We start from the raw sequence: 16,450 nt of genomic DNA, 5'->3' as shown, positions 1-16,450 counted from the left end.
GCGCAGGTTTAACCTGCTACCTGACTCCCGCGCCCATTTGCTCAGAGCCAGTCTGCTCCAGGGGAGGGTTGCTGCATGAATGCCCTGCTAGAGATGCGCGGGCTGCGTTTTCTACGCTATCTGCTGCACCAGTTTGTATCCAACCAGGGCGTGCTCAATGCCGCGGCCCTGACCTACACGACGCTGTTTGCCGTAGTGCCGCTCATGACGGTGACCTACTCGATGCTGGCGGCGGTGCCGTCGTTTCATGGCGTGGGTGAAAGCGTTCAGGGCTGGGTATTCGAGAACTTTGTACCCGCCACCGGCGAGGTGGTGCAGGATTATCTGACCAACTTTACCTCCCAGGCACGTAACCTCACGGCCATAGGCGTGGCCTTCCTGGCCGTGACATCGATCATGATGATGAAAAGCATCGAAGCGGCCTTTAACCGGATCTGGCGCGTGTCCCGGCCCAGACGCGGCATGTCGAGCTTTTTGCTGTACTGGGCGATTCTGAGTTTGGGTCCGGTGCTGATCGGCCTGGGGCTGGTGCTCAGTTCCTATGTCGCAAGCCTGTCGATTGTAAATGATGCCGCGGCCGTTGTCGGGCGCGGGCGCCTGCTGAGTCTGCTGCCCATGGTGCTGTCTGCGGCGGCCTTCACCCTGCTCTATGCCGCGGTTCCCAACTGTCGGGTGCCGCTGCGCAGTGCCTTCATCGGCGCCCTGGTGGTGGCGGTGCTGTTCGAAACCGCCAAGCGGGGTTTTACGTACTTTGTTACCCAGTCGCCATCCTATCAGCTGATTTATGGCGCCTTTGCCGCCGTGCCGCTGTTTCTGCTGTGGATCTACATCTCCTGGGTCATCATCTTGCTCGGGGCGGAACTTACCCGGGCGCTGAGTGTGTACCAGCCGGTACGACGCCAGGTGGCGACGTCCCATCTGCACACCCTGGTGGCGGTGCTCTATCGCCTGTGGCAGGCACAGCAGGCGGGTGCTGCACTGTCAGATCGGGTGCTGCTGCAGGAAGTGGAGGGGCTGGATCAGGGCCGCTGGGATGAATACCAGGTGCTGCTGATGGACGCCGGCATAGTGCAGCGTAATGAACAGGGTGGTTATTTGCTGTGCCGCGATCTGTCCCATTACCGGCTGCAGGAGCTCACAGAGGCCTTGCCCTGGCCGATGCCTGAGCCCTTTGCCCATGAGTCCATCAACCCGTGGCAGCGGCGTCTGGATCTGCGTCTGCAGGCACTGGCCCATCAGCGCAGCAGGCAACTGGATGTTTCCCTGCTGAAGTTGTTTGAGTCGGATCAGACCGGTATCGACGCCGGTGCCGCTAAGGAGGAAGCCTGATGCACAGCGCCGTCTTGATTGAGGCCCGGCGCATACGCGTGACCGGGCGTGTGCAGGGCGTGGGCTTTCGTTACTTCGCCTGCGAGCAGGCGCGCCGCCAAGGCCTGCTGGGCTGGGTGCAGAATGAGCCCGATGGCGCCGTTACCGGCTGGCTGCAGGGAAATACCGAGGCTTTGCAGCGGATGTTGCTCTGGTTGGAGCAGGGGCCGGACGATGCACGGGTGCTGCGGCTTGAGGTCCAGACCTGTGAGCTGGACCCAGGCTTGCAGCACTTCGAAATACGCCGCTGAGCGATACGACTTACAGATAGTGTTCGATATTAATCCGGTCGCGTTGTGCGGCCGTCAGATAGTGACTGGCGTAGTCTTCACAGACGCCGCTTTGCAAAAACAGCCGGAACAGCTGCGGGTCAATATGACCCCGGTCGCGCATCTGCCCCATGATGTTCAGCGCCTCGCTGAGGCACTTGGGTTCCTTGTAGGGCCTGTCCGTGGCGGTGAGGGCTTCGAAGATATCCGCGATGGCCATCATGCGCGCCGGCAGTGACATCTGATCGCCGGTCAGCCCGCGGGGGTAGCCGCGCCCATCCATGCGTTCGTGGTGGCCGCCGGCAATTTCCGGTATGCCGCGCAGATGACGCGGGTAGGGCAGCTTTTCCAGCATGATGATGGTCTGCACTATATGGTCGTTGATCTTGTAGCGCTCTTCGGGCGTCAGGGTGCCGGCCCTGATCAGCAAGTTGTACAGTTCCCCCTGGTTGTAGAGATGTTCCGGCTGGCTGAGCTTAAAACCCCAGGGGTTGTCGGCTGCAATACGGTCGGCCTCGGTGCGCGGATGGATATGAAAATCCTTGTCGGCCAGCAGTTTTTCTCGCACAGGAAGGGCGTCGTCGGTGTTGCTGCGCCTTTGGCGCTCTTCCCATGAAATGCCAAGGCGATCATCCAGGGTGCGGTGCCAGGTGCGCTCGGCGATCTTTCGAAGGCGCTGCTGATCCGCCGTCGCCATCTGTTCACGGCCGAGGTTGCAATGGGCGACAAAGGCAAAGTCGGCATCCAGCTGGCTGAGTTCTGCCTGCAACCGGGCTTCGAGACTTGCCCGCGAGGGCGTCTGCGTGTCGCCCCCCTGTTCGTGTGACTGGCACAGCTGTTGCCAGAAACCCAGCTGTGCATCGCGCTTGAGCACTTCGAAACGGGTGCGGATTTCATGGATGCGATCGTAAAAGGTTTCCAGCTTGGTGGCTTTCTCGACCACATATTCAGGCGTGGTGACCTTGCCGCAGTCGTGCAGCCAGCTGGCGATATGCAGCTCCTCCCATTGATCTCTATTAAGGCTGAAGTCCGCAAAGGCGGGCTCTGTACTGTTGCAGGCGGCCCGGGCCAGCATCTCGGTGAGCGCCGGCACGCGGGCGCAATGTCCGCCGGTGTGGGGTGACTTGGCATCGATGGCGCCGGCAATCAGCTCGATAAAGGCTTCCAGCAGGGCTTTTTCCTTGCCAATAAGCTGGCGGTTTTCCAGCGTCAGCGACGCAAAACCGGACAGGGTTTCGATAAACGCCAGCAGGTCGCCTTCACAGTGGGCATGGCCGTTGCCGTAGAGCAGGCAGAGCACGCCGACGGACTCGCGCTTGCGATTTTTCAGCGGTATGGCGATGACCATGAGACGGCTTGTCTCCAGGGCCTGCAGCAGCGCGAACATCGGATGGTTTTTACTGTCGGCGTTAAGGGTTTTCGAGAGGCTCGACTCCTGCAACAGGCAGTCAGCCAGCTGGTGGTTGCCGTGCACGGAGCAGGGGGGCAGCACCGGCACCCTCTGGCTGGGCTCGGCCAGCTTCAGACTGGCGGGTTCCAGGCGGCTGTCGTCGTCACTGACCAGGTAGATCGCAGCCCCTGCCGCCTGGCTGACGCTCATGGTCTGGGTGGTAATCAGTTCAAGCAGTGGCATAAAGGCAGTTTCTGCCGACATGGACCCCAGCATGCCAAGAAACTGGTTCAGGGTGTCCTTCATCACCGTCATGCTGTGGCCAAGGTCGTCGATTTCGCGAATGCGAGAACGGGTGCTGATGGGCTGGTCGAGCTGAAAGCGCCGGATCATGCTGGCTTCCAGCGCCAGCTGGCGCAACGGACGGGATATCTGGTGTGCCAGCAGCCAGGTGAGTGGCAGTGCCAGCAGCAGCATAATGCCGGTGATCAGGTTGGACTGGCGACGGATGATCAAGGCCTCGCTGAGCAGTTCATCTTCGGGCACCAGGGTCAGCAGATCAAAGTGGATGCTGTCGGCGGGCTCGAGCGCATAGAGCTCGCCGCGCCAGACCTGGCCGTCGAACTCGAGTCGAAAACGCCGTTGGCCGGCGGCGACGGGTTTGCTCGCGGCATCCAGCACCTGGGAGCCGAGACTGTCGAGGCGGGCAATATCGATGATCTTGTCCTGGTACAGCAGCACCAGCTTGCCGGGGTCACGGTAGGCCAGTGCATTGAGGTTCTGATCCAGCAGCACGATTTCACTGCGCGGTGTGATATGCAGCTCGGATACGGACTCCGACAGCCGGTCGAGGGCGACATCGGCGGCGATCACTGTGCCCTGCAGCGGGTCGCGGCTGGAGAGCGTAATGCCTACCTTGCGGATGGCAGTAAAGAAGTAGGGCTCGGTGACGACGTGCTGGTCACGGCTCAGGGCGAGCTGGTACCAGTTTTGCTGGCGCGGATCATAGTCCGAGGGCACGGCGTCGCGCTGCTCGATAAGGTGTAGCTCAGCGTCGAAAAAATACTCTTCGTGCAGCCTGTTCTCATCACTGTCGACGCTAATGCTTTGGGCGATGAGTGTGCTGCCTGGGGGCGGGTTGAAGCGTGTGCCCGGCTGGTCTTCGTTGATGGGGCGCACGACCAGATAGTCGCCATTGGCGTAGCCGATCTGCAGTGCCGTAATCTGGGGGCGCTGTTCCAGGGCTCTGGCCAGCAGGGTAAGTCGGGCCAGTCGTTCCGTCGGTGTCTGGGCCTTGACGATGGAATCCAGCGTCAGCATGTTGATCAGCTGCACTATGGGCTGATAGGTGCGCAGAAACTCCAGACGCAGGCGTTCACCATATTGCTCAAACAGCTGGGTGGAGGCGGTGAGGATCAGGTCGCTGGACTTGCGGTAGTTGTACCAGGTCAGGCTGCCGCCGAGCAGCAGAATAAGCAGCATGAAGAGTGCTGTGATCTGCAAATGCAGCGGGTAATGTCGCGGCTTGACGCTGAACATGGGATTGGGGTCCGAGCAAGGTATCGGCCCGTGAACTATAGCGTATCGTACCTCGGCTGATGGGTTTCGAGCCGTGGAGAGGTCAGTAGAAATCTGTGGGAAATGCAACCCGGCATGGAGAACCCTGGGCAGAGTCCGCTTCAGGTATGCGGTTCAGGTACTTGCCAGAGCAGGGAAAAACGCCAACCCTGCAGTGCTACGGGGTTGGCGGGATAGCGTCGTTAGATGCTGAGCTTGTCAGCCAGGGTCGCCAGCAGCTGGTCGATGGCGATGTCCTGGTTTTCACTGTCACGACGGCCCTTGTACTCAAGGGTGCCGGCAGCGATGCCGCGATCGGATATCACCACGCGATGCGGGATGCCGATCAGTTCCATGTCGGCGAACTTGACGCCCGGGCGCTCCTTGCGATCATCCAGCAGCACGTCGTAACCAGCCTGCTGCAGGTCCAGATACAGGCGGTCCGCCAGTGCTTTGACATCGTCGGACTTGTCGTAGTTCAGCGGTACCAGGGCTACGTGGAAGGGGGCGATGGCGTCGGGCCAGATGATGCCCTTTTCGTCGTGGTTCTGCTCGATGGCGGAGGCAACCACGCGGGACACGCCTATGCCGTAGCAGCCCATGTCCATGAGTTTGGCCTTGCCGTTTTCGTCCAGCACGGTGGCGCCCAGCGCCTCGGAGTATTTCTGCCCCAGCTGGAATATGTGGCCCACTTCAATACCTCGACGAATGGACAGGGTGCCCTGGCCATCCGGGCTCGGATCACCTTCAACCACGTTGCGCAGATCCGCCACCTGGGGCAGCTCCAGATCACGCCCCCAGTTGATGCCGAAGTAGTGCTTGCCATCGATGTTGGCGCCGGCGCCAAAGTCAGATGCCATTGCTACGGCGCGGTCGACTATGCACGGAATCGGCATATTGACCGGCCCGAGCGAGCCTGCGCCGGCACCGATGACCGGGCGGAATTCGTCTTCGCTCGCCATGGTGAGGGGGGCTGCGACCAGGGCCAGCTTCTCGGCCTTGAGCTCGTTCAGCTCATGATCACCGCGCACAAGCAGGGCGACAAAGTCGGATTCGCATTCATCAGATGCCCGCACGATCAGGGTCTTGATGGTTTTTTCGATCGGCGTCTCGTGCAGTTTGACCAGGTCCGCGATGGTTTTGGCGTCCGGGGTATCAACCAGGTGCATGTCCATCGTCGCGGCGGCCCGCTCGCCGGCCGGTGCCAGGGCTTCGGCCAGTTCGACGTTGGCGGCATAGTCGCTGCTGTCGGAGAAAGCGATATCGTCTTCGCCTGAGGACGCCAGTACATGGAATTCGTGGGAGGAGTTGCCGCCGATAGAGCCGGTATCAGCCAGCACCGGGCGGAAATCAAGACCTACGCGGTTAAAGATGTTGTTGTACGTCTGGTACATCAGATCGTAGGTGGCCTGCAGCGACTCGGTGCCCAGATGGAAGGAATAGGCATCCTTCATGATGAATTCGCGCGAGCGCATGATGCCGAAGCGCGGACGGATTTCGTCGCGAAACTTGGTCTGGATCTGGTAGAAGTTGGCCGGCAGCTGTTTATAGCTTTTTACTTCGCGGCGGATCATGTCCGTGATTACTTCTTCGTGGGTCGGACCGACGCAAAATTCACGGTCATTGCGATCACGCAGGCGCAGCAGTTCCGGGCCGTACTGTTCCCAGCGGCCGGATTCCTGCCACAGTTCTGAGGGCTGAATGGCGGGCATCAGCACTTCCTGGGCGCCGGAGCGGTCCATTTCCTCGCGCACGATACGCTCGACCTTGCGCAGCGTACGCAGCCCCATCGGCAGCCAGTTGTAGAGGCCGGAGGCGACCTTGCGGATCAGACCCGCGCGCAGCATCAGCTGGTGGCTGATAACTTCCGCGTCGGACGGAGTTTCCTTGAGTGTGGCAATCAGATATTGGCTAGCGCGCATAGATCCTAAACCCAGAAATCGGAAAATGTTGCGGAAAATCGCACCATTGTAGGGACGCGGGGGGCGGCAAACAAGCCTGTTGCGCACTTGCAGGCCCTGCACCGCTGTTTGTCGCTGTATGGGCTCAGGCTGCGCTCTGATCCTGCATGGCCATAAAGGCATACAGTTCGCTCAGCTGAGTTTCGTCAAACACTGCGATACCGTGGCGCATGAGTTCTGCGGCGGCGATGCCGCTGCCCTGCACCAGTACCTGGCGAAACTGGCCGTCGTATGTCTGATCGCGGCCACAGGCGGGGCTGAGGGACTGCAGCAGGGCACAGCAACAGTTTTCCCGCTGCGCAACTTCCAGTGCGCGTTCTGCACCCTGCAGGTATGCCGGTGTAAGGTCTGCGCCATCGCGATCGGTGACCAGTATGGGAAAGCGCTGGCGTATTTCAGCAGGACGTCTGGGAGTGGGCAGGCCGCCGGCGACTTCGGGGCAGAAGGGTACCAGGCGCCCCTGGCGCTGCCACTGCTCCAGCAGGGGATGGGAAAGCCGGCTGTGCTGTGCATCGTAACGAACGTTTTCGCCCAGCAGGCAGGCGCTGATGAGTATTTTTCCCATGACGATAGTCTTCTTTGTTGTGCAATCGGATGACGACGACGCGAAGACTATCAGGGCTTTGTGAACAGGGTGTTAAATCGCCGGGGTGCTTTCGTCGGCGCATTGCACCTGGTTACGCCCCTGGGACTTGGCCTGGTAGAGCGCGCTGTCGGCACGGTCCACAAAGTCGTCGGAGCTTTCGCCGGATCGGTACTGGGTGACGCCAAAGGACGCGGTGATGGAGCTGATGACCTCGCCGGACTTCTTCAGCTTGATACGAATGGCCTGAATCTTGTCGCGCAGTCTTTCGGCCAGACGGGCGCCATCGTCAAGCGTGCTGCCGGGCAGGAGAATGGCGAATTCTTCGCCGCCAAAGCGCACCGCAAGTATGGGTTCTGCGCTATTTTCCTTCAGCAGCTTGCCAACGTACTGTAATACCTTGTCACCCATGAGGTGGCCGTACTGGTCGTTGAAGTTTTTGAAAAAATCGATATCCAGCAGCACTATAGTGGTGTCGTGGCGGTCGGGGCTGCTGATCAGCTGTAGCAGCTCAGCGTCGAACACGCGGCGGTTGAACAAGCCGGTGAGTGGGTCGACGCGGGCATCCTGTCGGGTGCGCTGCAGTTCGGCCTTGAGGGTGGCAATTTCGGCCTGGGCTTCGTCGATACGTACCTGGAACTGGCGCGTGGTTGCACTGATGGCTTCGGTATTGAGTGCCAGGTTCTGGATAATGGACTCGAGGGGCAGTTCACTGTATTCCCCGTCGGCGAGGGCACTGAGACTGTCCTGCAGTACTTCGCTGTAATCACCGGTACGCTTGGCGGTTTCATGGGCGTGATCATTCAGATCATTCAGCAGCGATATCAGGTTAGTCTGAATATCCTTGGCCGATTCGAGTTCATCCTTGATCATGTGTTCGCGGAACAGCTGCTCGCTCACCATGACCGGACAGGTGCCGTAGGTGGTCACTGTCTTGTCCAGCACACTGTTGAGTTCTGGCATACGGTCGGAAACGTAGGTATACCACAGGGCGTAGTTGAGCGGATTGGGCGGGATGTTGTACTTGACCATCAAGGGGATGGCCCGCCGCAGGTAGTCTGCCGCCTGATTGGAATTCTCCGCGAATTTCATAGTCGTCCCTTAATGGCTCGCCGGATTTAAGTTGGGTGCTGCATGCAATTACGCTTGCCAGTGCCGATATTTCAGGCGTTGCAGAGGTACTATAAAAGACTTTCAGTGCCGAGTGCCAGTCATCGAGTTGTTACACATTGCTAACGTACCAAATAAACGGACATCAGGGTGTCGTATAGCGCATGGGTGTGGCGGTGCAGACTTTTAAAGCGCATCCTAGCTGCCCGGCAGGGTGTTTTCCAGCGGCTTGATCGGGACTATCCTTATATAGGCAACGTCTTGGGAGGTGCTGTGAGACGAGTTACGCGTGTTTCTGCTGTGCTGCGCACAGTCATTCTGCGAAGCCTTATTCTGCTCGCCAGGGTACCGGGCACCGCCGCTGTTGTGAGCGCGGCGGTGCTCGGTGGTCTGATCAATGTCGCTGTTGCTGCGCCGCCATTTACAGCCGACGAGCCGGCATACGAGTCACAAAACCCGGCTGCGGGGCAGCCTCAGGCTATGGTGTCGGGGCAGGGGCGATTCGAGTCTATCGAGGGTGCCCTGGCCCGTTACCGTGCCCTGACGCTGGAGTACCGCTGGCCGCCGATTGTTCCCACAGCGACCCTGCGCCTCGGTGACATCGACCCTGTGGTGGCCGATATTCGCAATCGGCTGATACTGCTGGGCGATCTGCAGGCCGGTATAGCGCCCGCAGAGCCCTGGCGCTTTGATGAGGCACTGCAGGCGGCGCTGGTGCGCTTTCAGCGTCGCCATGGGCTTGAGGCCGATGGCCTCTGGGGACGGCGTTCACGTGCAGCGCTTGAGGTTTCACCAGGGCTGCGCTATCGGCAACTGCAGCGCAACCGCGAACGCCTGGATCAGTTCGAGGTACAGCGCGGTGCTGCAAATACCTACGTGGTGGTGAATATTCCTGCCTTCGAGATGCGCTATTTCGAAGCCGGCAAACCGGTGTTGCAGATGCGCGCCATTGTCGGCAAGCTCAAGGCGCGCACCCCGCTGTTGGTCAGTCAGATTGATTCGCTGGAACTGAATCCGGACTGGAACGTGCCCAGCGGCATTGCCTACCGCGACATAGTGCCCAGCATGGAACAGTCGCCGGATGTGCTGCACAGCAAGGGTCTTGAACTGGTGGTCGGGCACGGCGCCGCTATGCGTTCCTTGCCGCTGAGCGAGCTGGACTTCGAACACCTGTATCGGGGTCCGCAGCCGCAGCAGCGTTTCTGGCAGGCGCCGGGGCCCAGCAACCCGCTGGGTCAGCTGAAGTTCAATTTCCCCAATCCCTATCTGGTGTATATGCACGGCACCCCGAGCGCGGGGTTGTTTAGCAAGCCGACGAGGAACTTCAGCTCTGGCTGCATCCGTATCGAGTATCCGGATAAGCTGGCAAAACGGCTGTTCGGCCTTGCTGGTGGCGACCAGGGGGCTGCATCGGTATCGCGACTTGAGCGGGAGATCGCCAGCGGCAAGAACCGCGTGCTGTCGCTGCCGGTGCCGGTGCCGGTTTATACAACCTATTGGACCGCCTGGCTGGATGATGAGGGGCAGCTGCAGTTTCGTGATGATCTCTATGGTCATGACAGCGATGCCGAACAGCACGTCTCGGTGACGCAGCAGGTCCGGATTGCCGGCCCCTGAGTTCGTGCGCTTTGCCTGTCTCTTGGCCGCCGTCGAGTCGCGCTGGAACCGCTATTGACCGGTTGGCTTAGCCGGCTTGAGCGTCGCAAAGCTGACGGCGGGCAGGGGCGCCAGGCGCAGTTCGAGTTCCTGCGCCTGCCTGGGGTCCAGATCCAGCAGAATCTGCAGCTGATCATGCCATTGGCGATCAAGTACCCTTAGGTTCAGCTGCTGTATCAGATGCTCCAGGGTGCCTGTGAGGGCGTGGGGTGCAAGCAGCTGGTAGGTCTGGGTGAACACCCGTGTTTCGCTTGGCAGCGTTGCCAGGCATTCCTGTACCGCCTGGCTGTAGGCCCTGACCAGCCCGCCGGCACCGAGTTTCACACCACCAAAATAGCGCGTCACGACCAGGGTGATGTCCCCAAGGCCCGAGTGGCTGAGCACATTGAGCATGGGCTTTCCGGCGGTGCCGCGGGGCTCGCCGTCATCGCTGCAGTTCCACAGATTGTAGTCTCCGGGCGCGCCTGCAACGTAGCACCAGCAGTGGTGACTGGCATCGGGGTAGCGGCTGCGCACCGCGCTGATGAAGTCATTGGCGGCCTCGACACCGACGGTAGGCGCCGCCTGGCAGATAAACAGGCTGCGCTTGATTTCAATGCTGACCGCATGCTCCTCACTCGGTCGCAGATAGGTCTCAGGCATTGCTGGGTGTGAGCCACAGGCTCAGGCTGGCGTACCAGTAATACGGCTGCAGCTTTTCACGCAGGGCCTGCTGCACCTCGTTTCCGCCGAGTCCACAACGGGCGAGTTCGGCGCTGTCGAAATTCAGCTCCAGCTCGATTCGGGCCTTAATGTAGTAGAGCGCGAGTTTTTCCCATTTCAGCTGTGGATGCAGCTCGGTCAGGGCGGCCCTGAGGGCCTCTTCGACTTCTGCGCGCAGCGGCAGGGTATCGCAGTACAGACGCTGGTCATCGTTGTAGGTGTCGATATGAAAAATGACATCGCCAATGTCGTCGAAGCGGGTCTTGAGGATGCGCACCGCTGTGTCGCCGATATAGTGGCCTTCCGAGGCGCTCAGGTGACTTTCTACCTGAATATGCATTTCCAGCAGGCTCTGGCCACCCATCAGACGGGTTTTCAGACTGTGCACGCTGATCACGCCATCGACATCCTGCACGGCCTGTTCCAGCTCGCGCACCTGGGGTTCCGGCAAGGCGGTATCCACCAGCTCCTTGATGCTTTTCCAGGTCAGATCCCAGCCGATTTTTGCGATCAGCAGTGCCACCAGTACGGCGGTAAGCGCATCGAGCCAGGTCCAGCCGAGCATGGCGCCGGCAATACCGATCAGTACCACTATGGATGAAAAGGCATCACTGCGGCTGTGCCAGGCGTTGGCAATGATCAGATCCGACTTGAGGCGTTTGCCGGCCGCCAGGGTGTAGCGGTAGATCCATTCCTTGCTGACGATAGACAGCGCTGCCACAACCAGTGTGGGCCACTCGGGAATTAGCAGGGACTCACCGCTGAAAATCAGTCCGACGCTGTTGTACGCCATGGCGCCGGCGACAGCGATCAGCAGCGCGCCGAGCATAACGGTACCGGCAGTTTCGAAGCGGGCGTGGCCCCAGGGGTGGTCTTCGTCCGGCTCCTGGTGTGATACCCGCAGAATGAGCACGACCATGAAGTCGGTGGCCAGGTCCGACAGCGAGTGAACGCCGTCGGCAATCAGGGCGTGGGAATGGGAAAACAGGCCGACAAAAATTTTGGTGACGCCGAGAACGGCGTCCAGAAGACTGCCGACCAGTGTGACCTTCTGGGCTTCCTGCTGGCGTTGCTTGGCTGTGTACATTACGAATCCATAGAGTAATGAGCGCTAATAGTAGCGGCTGCGGCAGTATGCCGGCCAGTGCGGCATACTGGAAACTGCGTTGGGCCCTGAAGCCTGATCCGCGGTGCCGCTGGTTCAGAAACTTTACATAACAAAATCGCTACCCAACAGGCTAAATATCACCAGCTTCTTGAAAAAATCTCTACAACGTATTGATTTTATTTCACAAATAAAAACTGGTTAAAAAGTGATCAATCTGTGTGAGGCAACGCTATCATGGGCTGGGTGGCGGTTATTTTCCCTCTCACCCACACCCTTATCCACAGCAGATGTGGGTATAACGGTGCAGAGCTGTAACAACGGGCCTGTGGATGCTTGTGCAATGGCGTGATTCACAGCCGCACACGCTCGTTGATGATCAGTCGATGCCCAGAATCTTGTGGGTTTGCAGGCTCAGTTTCCACTGCGGGTGCTCCAGGCAGTACTGCACACAGCGGCGCAGATTGGCGTCGGCATCGGGTCCATCCAGCGGCTGCAGGTAGAAATGCTCAAAGGCCAGTGAGGTAAAGCGCTCGGGCGGGGCCAGTAGTTGCGGGTAGACCAGCTTGAGCTCCTGCCCGGCGGTCAGCACCAGTTCGGTGTTGGCCTTGGGGCTCAGGCAGATCCAGTCGATGCCCTTGGGCAGAGGTTTGGTGCCGTTGGTTTCAACGGCAATCTCGAAGCCTGCGGCCTTGAAGGCCCGGATCAGGGCTGTATCGAGCTGCAGTGCAGGTTCGCCACCGGTGCAGACCAGGTAGGGGGTGCCCTGGGCAGGGTCCGGCCAGAGCGCCATAGTGGCCTCTGCCAGGGCTTCTGCGGTGGCGAATTTGCCGCCGTTCTGGCCGTCGGTGCCGACAAAATCGGTGTCGCAGAAGTCGCAGATGGCGCTGCTGCGATCCTGCTCCCGGCCGGACCAGAGATTGCAGCCGGCAAAACGGCAGAACACCGCCGGCCGGCCGGCCTGGGCACCTTCGCCCTGCAGGGTGTAGAACATTTCCTTAACGCTGTACATGGGGTCTCCGGGGCCTTGCAGGGCCGTTGCAGCGGGCGGCTGGTCAATTCTGCTTCAGTATGGGTTCAACTGAATTGTTTCACCGTCCCTGTGGCGGCGTGTCACGCTTTTGGCGCGGGTTCCAGGGATGCGCCGGCGACTTCGCCGCCAAAGGCGTTGAGCAGGTCCGGAATCAGGCGCGTCAGCTCGAGCCCCAGTTGCGCCACATCGGCATCAAAGCGTGCCAGTTCGTCGTCGGCCACATCCTGCTGGCGTTCCTTGAACTGATCGGTTTGTTTAATGCGATGCACGCTGAGATCTTCGTGCAGCAGGAAGCGCAGGTTCTCGTCCCACTCCAGCGCCAGCTTGGCGACGCGTTTACCGGCTTCAAGGTGTGCCACGATCTCACTGCTGGTGAGCTCCTGGCCCTTGATGCGGATTACGCCGCCCTCGACCAGATTATCCTTCAATTCAGCCTCGTCGAGCAGCTGCAGCGAGGTTGGCAGCGGTTCCTGCTGTTCCAGCCAGTGACTCATGACCGCTGCGGGAGACTGCTTGACGTCCGTCAGAATGACCGGCAGTGAACCCAGGCTGGTGCGCAACTGGCTGAGCAGGTCTTCTGCGTTCTTGTGGCTTGAGGCATCGACCAGAATCAGCCCGGCCTGGGGCGCAATGAGCGCATAGGTCTGGCTGCGTTTGCTGAAGGCGCGGGGCAGCAGGTCAAGAATGATTTCGTCCTTGAGCTGGGTGTGCTCGCGACGATAGACCTTGCGTGCCTCTTCCTTTTCTATCTTCTGTACCCGCTCTTCCAGTGACTGGCGAATGACCCCCGAGGGCAGGATCTTTTCTTCTTTCTGGGTGCAGATCAGATGATAGCCGGCACAACTGTAGACCAGACTGTCCGGCAGGCCCCTGCAGGGGGCAATCCAGCCAGAGCGGCTCAGTTCCTGGCTGCCGCAGGGGTGGAAGGGCGTTTCGGCCAGCGCGCTTTCCAGCGTCTCGGTATCTTTGTCGAAGGCGGCGCTAAAGCGATAAAAGATCAGATTTTTGAACCACATGGTATATCGATGCCTGCTGAGTAGGGGCGCTATTCTAGCGGCTCATGGCGTAATTGCCATGGCGAATGGGGCAAGCCACCGGGGCGCGTAACATCTGCGCCTCGATGGCGGGCAGATCAGAGGCCTTCGTAGGCCAGCAGCGTGTGGACCGGAATGCCGGCATCCTGAATGCGGGTGGAGCCTTCGAGGTCCGGCAGGTCAATCAGCGCGGCGGCTTCATAGACGCTGGCGCCCAGTTCTTTTATCAGCATGCTGGCGGCCAGGATGGTGCCGCCGGTGGCAATAAGATCATCAAAGATCAGTACGCGGTCGCCAGGGCCCACAGCGTCGATCTGCATTTCAACGGTGGCGGTGCCGTATTCCAGCGCGTAATCAGCCTGCACGGTCTCGCCTGGCAGCTTGCCTTTCTTGCGCACCAGTACCAGGGGCAGATTGAGGTGGTAGGCCATGATCGAGCTGATCAGAAAGCCGCGGGCGTCTATGCTGGCAATATGGGTAACGTCGGTGCCGATATAGCGCTGTATAAAATCATCCGTGACCATGCGCAGGGCTTTGGGATCTTTGAAAATAGGCGTGATATCGCGAAACATGACGCCTTTTTCGGGCCAGTCCGCTACGGTGCGGATGACCGATTTTACGTAGCACTCATCGTAGGGCATGCAAGAACTCCTTGGGCGCAGCACGGCTGCGTTTGTGATGCGGTAATAAGTATCAGTAGTGTCGACCAGGTGCCGTAGTGGCGCTGGTCGATGGGGTCAGGTTGTCTGCTGCAGGTTTGGGCACTCACCGGACTGCAGGTACAGCTGGGAAATATCGGTAATATCGATTTCCTTGCCTTCCACCTGTATAAGGCCGCTTTTCTGAAAGCGGGTGAAGAGCCGGCTGACCGTCTCGATCGCGAGCCCCAGATAGTTGGCGATTTCGTTGCGTGACATCGACAGACGAAAGCGCGTTCTGGAATAGCCACGAATGCGAAAGCGTTCGGACAGCCGGATCAGGAAGGTGGCCAGACGCTGCTCGGCGGTTTTTTTCGACAGCAGCAGCAACATCTGCTGATCGTCTCGAATCTCCCGGCTCATGGTGCGCATGATCTGGCGTCGCAACTCCGGCAGTTCACCGGCCAGGTCATCAAGGCGTGCGAAGGGAATATTGCACACCGTTGTGGTTTCGAGCACCCGTGCAGCGTTGGGGTACTGGCCTGAGTCTATGCCACTGAGGCCGATCAGTTCGCCGGGAAAATAGAATCCAGTGATCTGTTCGTCGCCATCCGGTGTGACCGTATAGGTCTTAACGCTGCCGGCCCGCACCGCAAAGATGGAGCTGAATGCCTGGCCTTGATCGAACAACAGCGCCCCCTTTTTTAGCGGCGAACTCTTGCTGATGATGGTGTCCAGGCGATCAATGTCCGTCAGGCCCAGCGAGACCGGCAGGCAGAGTGTACTCAGGCTGCAGTTATTGCAGTGCGCCTGCTGAACAGGACGTGATGTCCCCGGCTTGCGTGGCTCATCCATAGGTACTTCCTGTTTCCTGGATTGATAGGGGGCTCGGATTGCAGTGCATGGCGGCTGACGGTGCCTAAGTGACAGAGGCCTGCAATTATCCCTCATTTGGCGCGCCGGTTGAAGCCATCTGCACAAGCGATGGATCAGGGTAGCAGTATCGGCACCAGGGTAAAGAGACCGAACAGGATAATCAGGCTGCCTGCCAGTTGCTGGGTCAGGCGCCGTGCCAGCAGCTGACGCAGCTGGGCTGCCATAAGCCCGGTGGCAAGCATGGCCGGCAGCGTGCCCAGGCCGAAGCAGGCCATTAGCAGGGCACTGGTCTGCCAGTCGCCGGCGGCGGAGGCCCAGATCAGGGTGCTGTACACCAGCCCACAGGGTAGCCAGCCCCAGAGCAGGCCCAGCGCCAGTGACTGGGGCAGGCTTCGAGCCGGCAGAAAGCGGCTGGCCAGCGGTCGCAGATAGCGCCACAGACCACTGCCGGCGCGCTCCAGATACAGCAGGCCTTTCCACCACTGGGCGATGTACAGCCCCATGGCTACGAGCATCAGGCCGGCCAGAGTACGCAGCACCAGGGTGGCCGTGCCATCGGCCAGCAGTACGCCGAGGCCGCCGAGCAGGGCGCCGGCCAGGGTGTAGCTCAGCAGGCGGCCGCCGTTGTAGCCCAGCAGCAGAACGATGGCAGGCGTACGGCTGTCAGGGCGGGTCATACCGACTGTTGCGGCTATGCCGCCGCACATGCCGATGCAGTGGGCGCCGCCCAGCAGGCCCAGCACCAGCGCCGTGCCGATTGAAAGACCCTCAGTCATGGGTATCGATCTTGGGCGTCTTGGTCGCAGGGGCCTGGACAGCAGGCTTGGCCGAAGGAGCGCGTTCCTGTTTGGCGTCGTCGGGGATCAGGCTGTCGTCATCATCAAACAGGATGCTGTGGGCGGGGGACTCCAGATCATCGTACTGGCCGCTGTTGACGCTCCAGAAGAAAGCCCATAGGGCGCAGCCGACAAAGATGATGGCGATGGGAATAAGCAGATACAGAATATTCATGGATCAGCCTTTGCTGTCTGGTGTAAGGCGGACTGGGGTTTTACGCATACTAACCTCTGATCTTTTTGCTGCTTTCAACGTTCAACTTTGTGTTAGTTGCTTGGCCTGCGCACGCGCCCTGAGAGTCGCAGAGCATTGCCTACTACCACGAGCGAAC

General features: G+C 60.0%; 15 protein-coding genes. 3 read left to right on the top strand and 12 right to left on the bottom strand.

From position 1 onward, the window contains the following. Nucleotides 1-75 precede the first annotated feature (75 nt). Together MRS74_RS19850 and MRS74_RS19845 are read left to right on the top strand one after the other, a co-directional pair. Entirely contained in the window at nt 76-1,329 is a 1,254-nt protein-coding gene (locus MRS74_RS19850; protein WP_254582018.1) for a virulence factor BrkB family protein, read from the top strand. Then, entirely contained in the window at nt 1,329-1,619 is a 291-nt protein-coding gene (locus MRS74_RS19845) for an acylphosphatase (protein ID WP_254582017.1), read from the top strand. The genes MRS74_RS19850 and MRS74_RS19845 overlap by 1 nt, the downstream gene beginning before the upstream one ends. 10 nt (nt 1,620-1,629) lie before the next feature. Here MRS74_RS19845 and MRS74_RS19840 read toward each other — a convergent pair whose 3' ends face one another. The 4 genes from MRS74_RS19840 to MRS74_RS19825 all read right to left on the bottom strand — a co-directional run bounded on the left by MRS74_RS19840 (nt 1,630) and on the right by MRS74_RS19825 (nt 8,220). Next, nucleotides 1,630-4,566 carry an HD domain-containing phosphohydrolase gene (locus MRS74_RS19840; protein ID WP_254582016.1) on the bottom strand — a complete coding sequence of 979 codons (2,937 nt, stop codon included), beginning with the start codon at nt 4,564-4,566 and terminating at the stop codon, nt 1,630-1,632. A 221-nt stretch (nt 4,567-4,787) separates the two neighbouring features. After that, complete coding sequence (locus MRS74_RS19835; protein WP_254582015.1) at nt 4,788-6,506, bottom strand: proline--tRNA ligase; 1,719 nt, start codon at nt 6,504-6,506, stop codon at nt 4,788-4,790. A gap of 124 nt (nt 6,507-6,630) precedes the next feature. Next, entirely contained in the window at nt 6,631-7,110 is a 480-nt protein-coding gene (locus MRS74_RS19830) for a 2-thiouracil desulfurase family protein (protein ID WP_254582014.1), read from the bottom strand. 72 nt (nt 7,111-7,182) lie between these two features. Further along, nucleotides 7,183-8,220, bottom strand: a complete 1,038-nt coding sequence (locus MRS74_RS19825) for a diguanylate cyclase (RefSeq protein ID WP_254582013.1) — start codon at nt 8,218-8,220, stop codon at nt 7,183-7,185. A 291-nt stretch (nt 8,221-8,511) separates the two neighbouring features. Here MRS74_RS19825 and MRS74_RS19820 point away from each other — a divergent pair, with 291 nt between their 5' ends. Then, entirely contained in the window at nt 8,512-9,855 is a 1,344-nt protein-coding gene (locus MRS74_RS19820) for a L,D-transpeptidase family protein (RefSeq protein ID WP_254582012.1), read from the top strand. A 51-nt stretch (nt 9,856-9,906) separates the two neighbouring features. Here the strand turns inward: MRS74_RS19820 and MRS74_RS19815 are convergent, their stop codons facing one another. The 8 genes from MRS74_RS19815 to ccoS all read right to left on the bottom strand — a co-directional run bounded on the left by MRS74_RS19815 (nt 9,907) and on the right by ccoS (nt 16,293). Next, complete coding sequence (locus tag MRS74_RS19815; protein ID WP_254582011.1) at nt 9,907-10,536, bottom strand: YigZ family protein; 630 nt, start codon at nt 10,534-10,536, stop codon at nt 9,907-9,909. Beyond that, nucleotides 10,529-11,683, bottom strand: a complete 1,155-nt coding sequence (locus tag MRS74_RS19810; RefSeq protein WP_254582010.1) for a cation diffusion facilitator family transporter — start codon at nt 11,681-11,683, stop codon at nt 10,529-10,531. Before MRS74_RS19810 ends, MRS74_RS19815 begins: the two co-directional genes overlap by 8 nt. 397 nt (nt 11,684-12,080) lie before the next feature. After that, nucleotides 12,081-12,713, bottom strand: a complete 633-nt coding sequence (queE, locus tag MRS74_RS19805) for a 7-carboxy-7-deazaguanine synthase (RefSeq protein ID WP_254582009.1) — start codon at nt 12,711-12,713, stop codon at nt 12,081-12,083. Between the two features lie 101 nt (nt 12,714-12,814). Next, a complete protein-coding gene (rdgC, locus tag MRS74_RS19800; RefSeq protein WP_254582008.1) occupies nt 12,815-13,750 on the bottom strand; it encodes a recombination-associated protein RdgC in 936 nt (311 codons plus the stop codon). A gap of 116 nt (nt 13,751-13,866) precedes the next feature. Continuing rightward, on the bottom strand, nt 13,867-14,409 hold the full coding sequence (locus MRS74_RS19795; RefSeq protein WP_254582007.1) for an adenine phosphoribosyltransferase: 543 nt from the start codon (nt 14,407-14,409) through the stop codon (nt 13,867-13,869). A 96-nt stretch (nt 14,410-14,505) separates the two neighbouring features. Then, nucleotides 14,506-15,261 (bottom strand): fumarate/nitrate reduction transcriptional regulator Fnr, encoded by a 756-nt coding sequence (fnr, locus tag MRS74_RS19790; RefSeq protein WP_254582006.1) that lies wholly within the window; start codon nt 15,259-15,261, stop codon nt 14,506-14,508. Between the two features lie 134 nt (nt 15,262-15,395). After that, nucleotides 15,396-16,058, bottom strand: coding sequence for a sulfite exporter TauE/SafE family protein (locus MRS74_RS19785; protein WP_254582005.1), 663 nt, complete (start codon nt 16,056-16,058; stop codon nt 15,396-15,398). Then, complete coding sequence (gene ccoS, locus MRS74_RS19780; protein ID WP_254582004.1) at nt 16,051-16,293, bottom strand: cbb3-type cytochrome oxidase assembly protein CcoS; 243 nt, start codon at nt 16,291-16,293, stop codon at nt 16,051-16,053. Before ccoS ends, MRS74_RS19785 begins: the two co-directional genes overlap by 8 nt. Nucleotides 16,294-16,450: the final 157 nt, after the last annotated feature.

Source organism: Marinobacterium sedimentorum (assembly GCF_024267675.1).
GTDB classification, from domain to species: domain Bacteria; phylum Pseudomonadota; class Gammaproteobacteria; order Pseudomonadales; family Balneatricaceae; genus Marinobacterium_A; species Marinobacterium_A sedimentorum.
This window is presented reverse-complemented; position numbering and strand designations above follow the sequence as displayed.

Excerpts from the sequence above, each read along its gene's own strand:
- fnr (WP_254582006.1), bottom strand. The coding sequence starts at position 15,261 with ATGGATGAGCCACGCAAGCCGGGGACATCACGTCCTGTTCAGCAGGCG.
- MRS74_RS19785 (WP_254582005.1), bottom strand. The coding sequence starts at position 16,058 with ATGACTGAGGGTCTTTCAATCGGCACGGCGCTGGTGCTGGGCCTGCTG.
- MRS74_RS19825 (WP_254582013.1), bottom strand. The coding sequence starts at position 8,220 with ATGAAATTCGCGGAGAATTCCAATCAGGCGGCAGACTACCTGCGGCGG.
- queE (WP_254582009.1), bottom strand. The coding sequence starts at position 12,713 with ATGTACAGCGTTAAGGAAATGTTCTACACCCTGCAGGGCGAAGGTGCC.
- MRS74_RS19810 (WP_254582010.1), bottom strand. The coding sequence starts at position 11,683 with ATGTACACAGCCAAGCAACGCCAGCAGGAAGCCCAGAAGGTCACACTG.
- MRS74_RS19830 (WP_254582014.1), bottom strand. The coding sequence starts at position 7,110 with ATGGGAAAAATACTCATCAGCGCCTGCCTGCTGGGCGAAAACGTTCGT.
- MRS74_RS19835 (WP_254582015.1), bottom strand. The coding sequence starts at position 6,506 with ATGCGCGCTAGCCAATATCTGATTGCCACACTCAAGGAAACTCCGTCC.
- rdgC (WP_254582008.1), bottom strand. The coding sequence starts at position 13,750 with ATGTGGTTCAAAAATCTGATCTTTTATCGCTTTAGCGCCGCCTTCGAC.
- MRS74_RS19795 (WP_254582007.1), bottom strand. The coding sequence starts at position 14,409 with ATGCCCTACGATGAGTGCTACGTAAAATCGGTCATCCGCACCGTAGCG.
- MRS74_RS19845 (WP_254582017.1), top strand. The coding sequence starts at position 1,329 with ATGCACAGCGCCGTCTTGATTGAGGCCCGGCGCATACGCGTGACCGGG.
- MRS74_RS19850 (WP_254582018.1), top strand. The coding sequence starts at position 76 with ATGAATGCCCTGCTAGAGATGCGCGGGCTGCGTTTTCTACGCTATCTG.
- MRS74_RS19815 (WP_254582011.1), bottom strand. The coding sequence starts at position 10,536 with ATGCCTGAGACCTATCTGCGACCGAGTGAGGAGCATGCGGTCAGCATT.
- MRS74_RS19840 (WP_254582016.1), bottom strand. The coding sequence starts at position 4,566 with ATGTTCAGCGTCAAGCCGCGACATTACCCGCTGCATTTGCAGATCACA.
- ccoS (WP_254582004.1), bottom strand. The coding sequence starts at position 16,293 with ATGAATATTCTGTATCTGCTTATTCCCATCGCCATCATCTTTGTCGGC.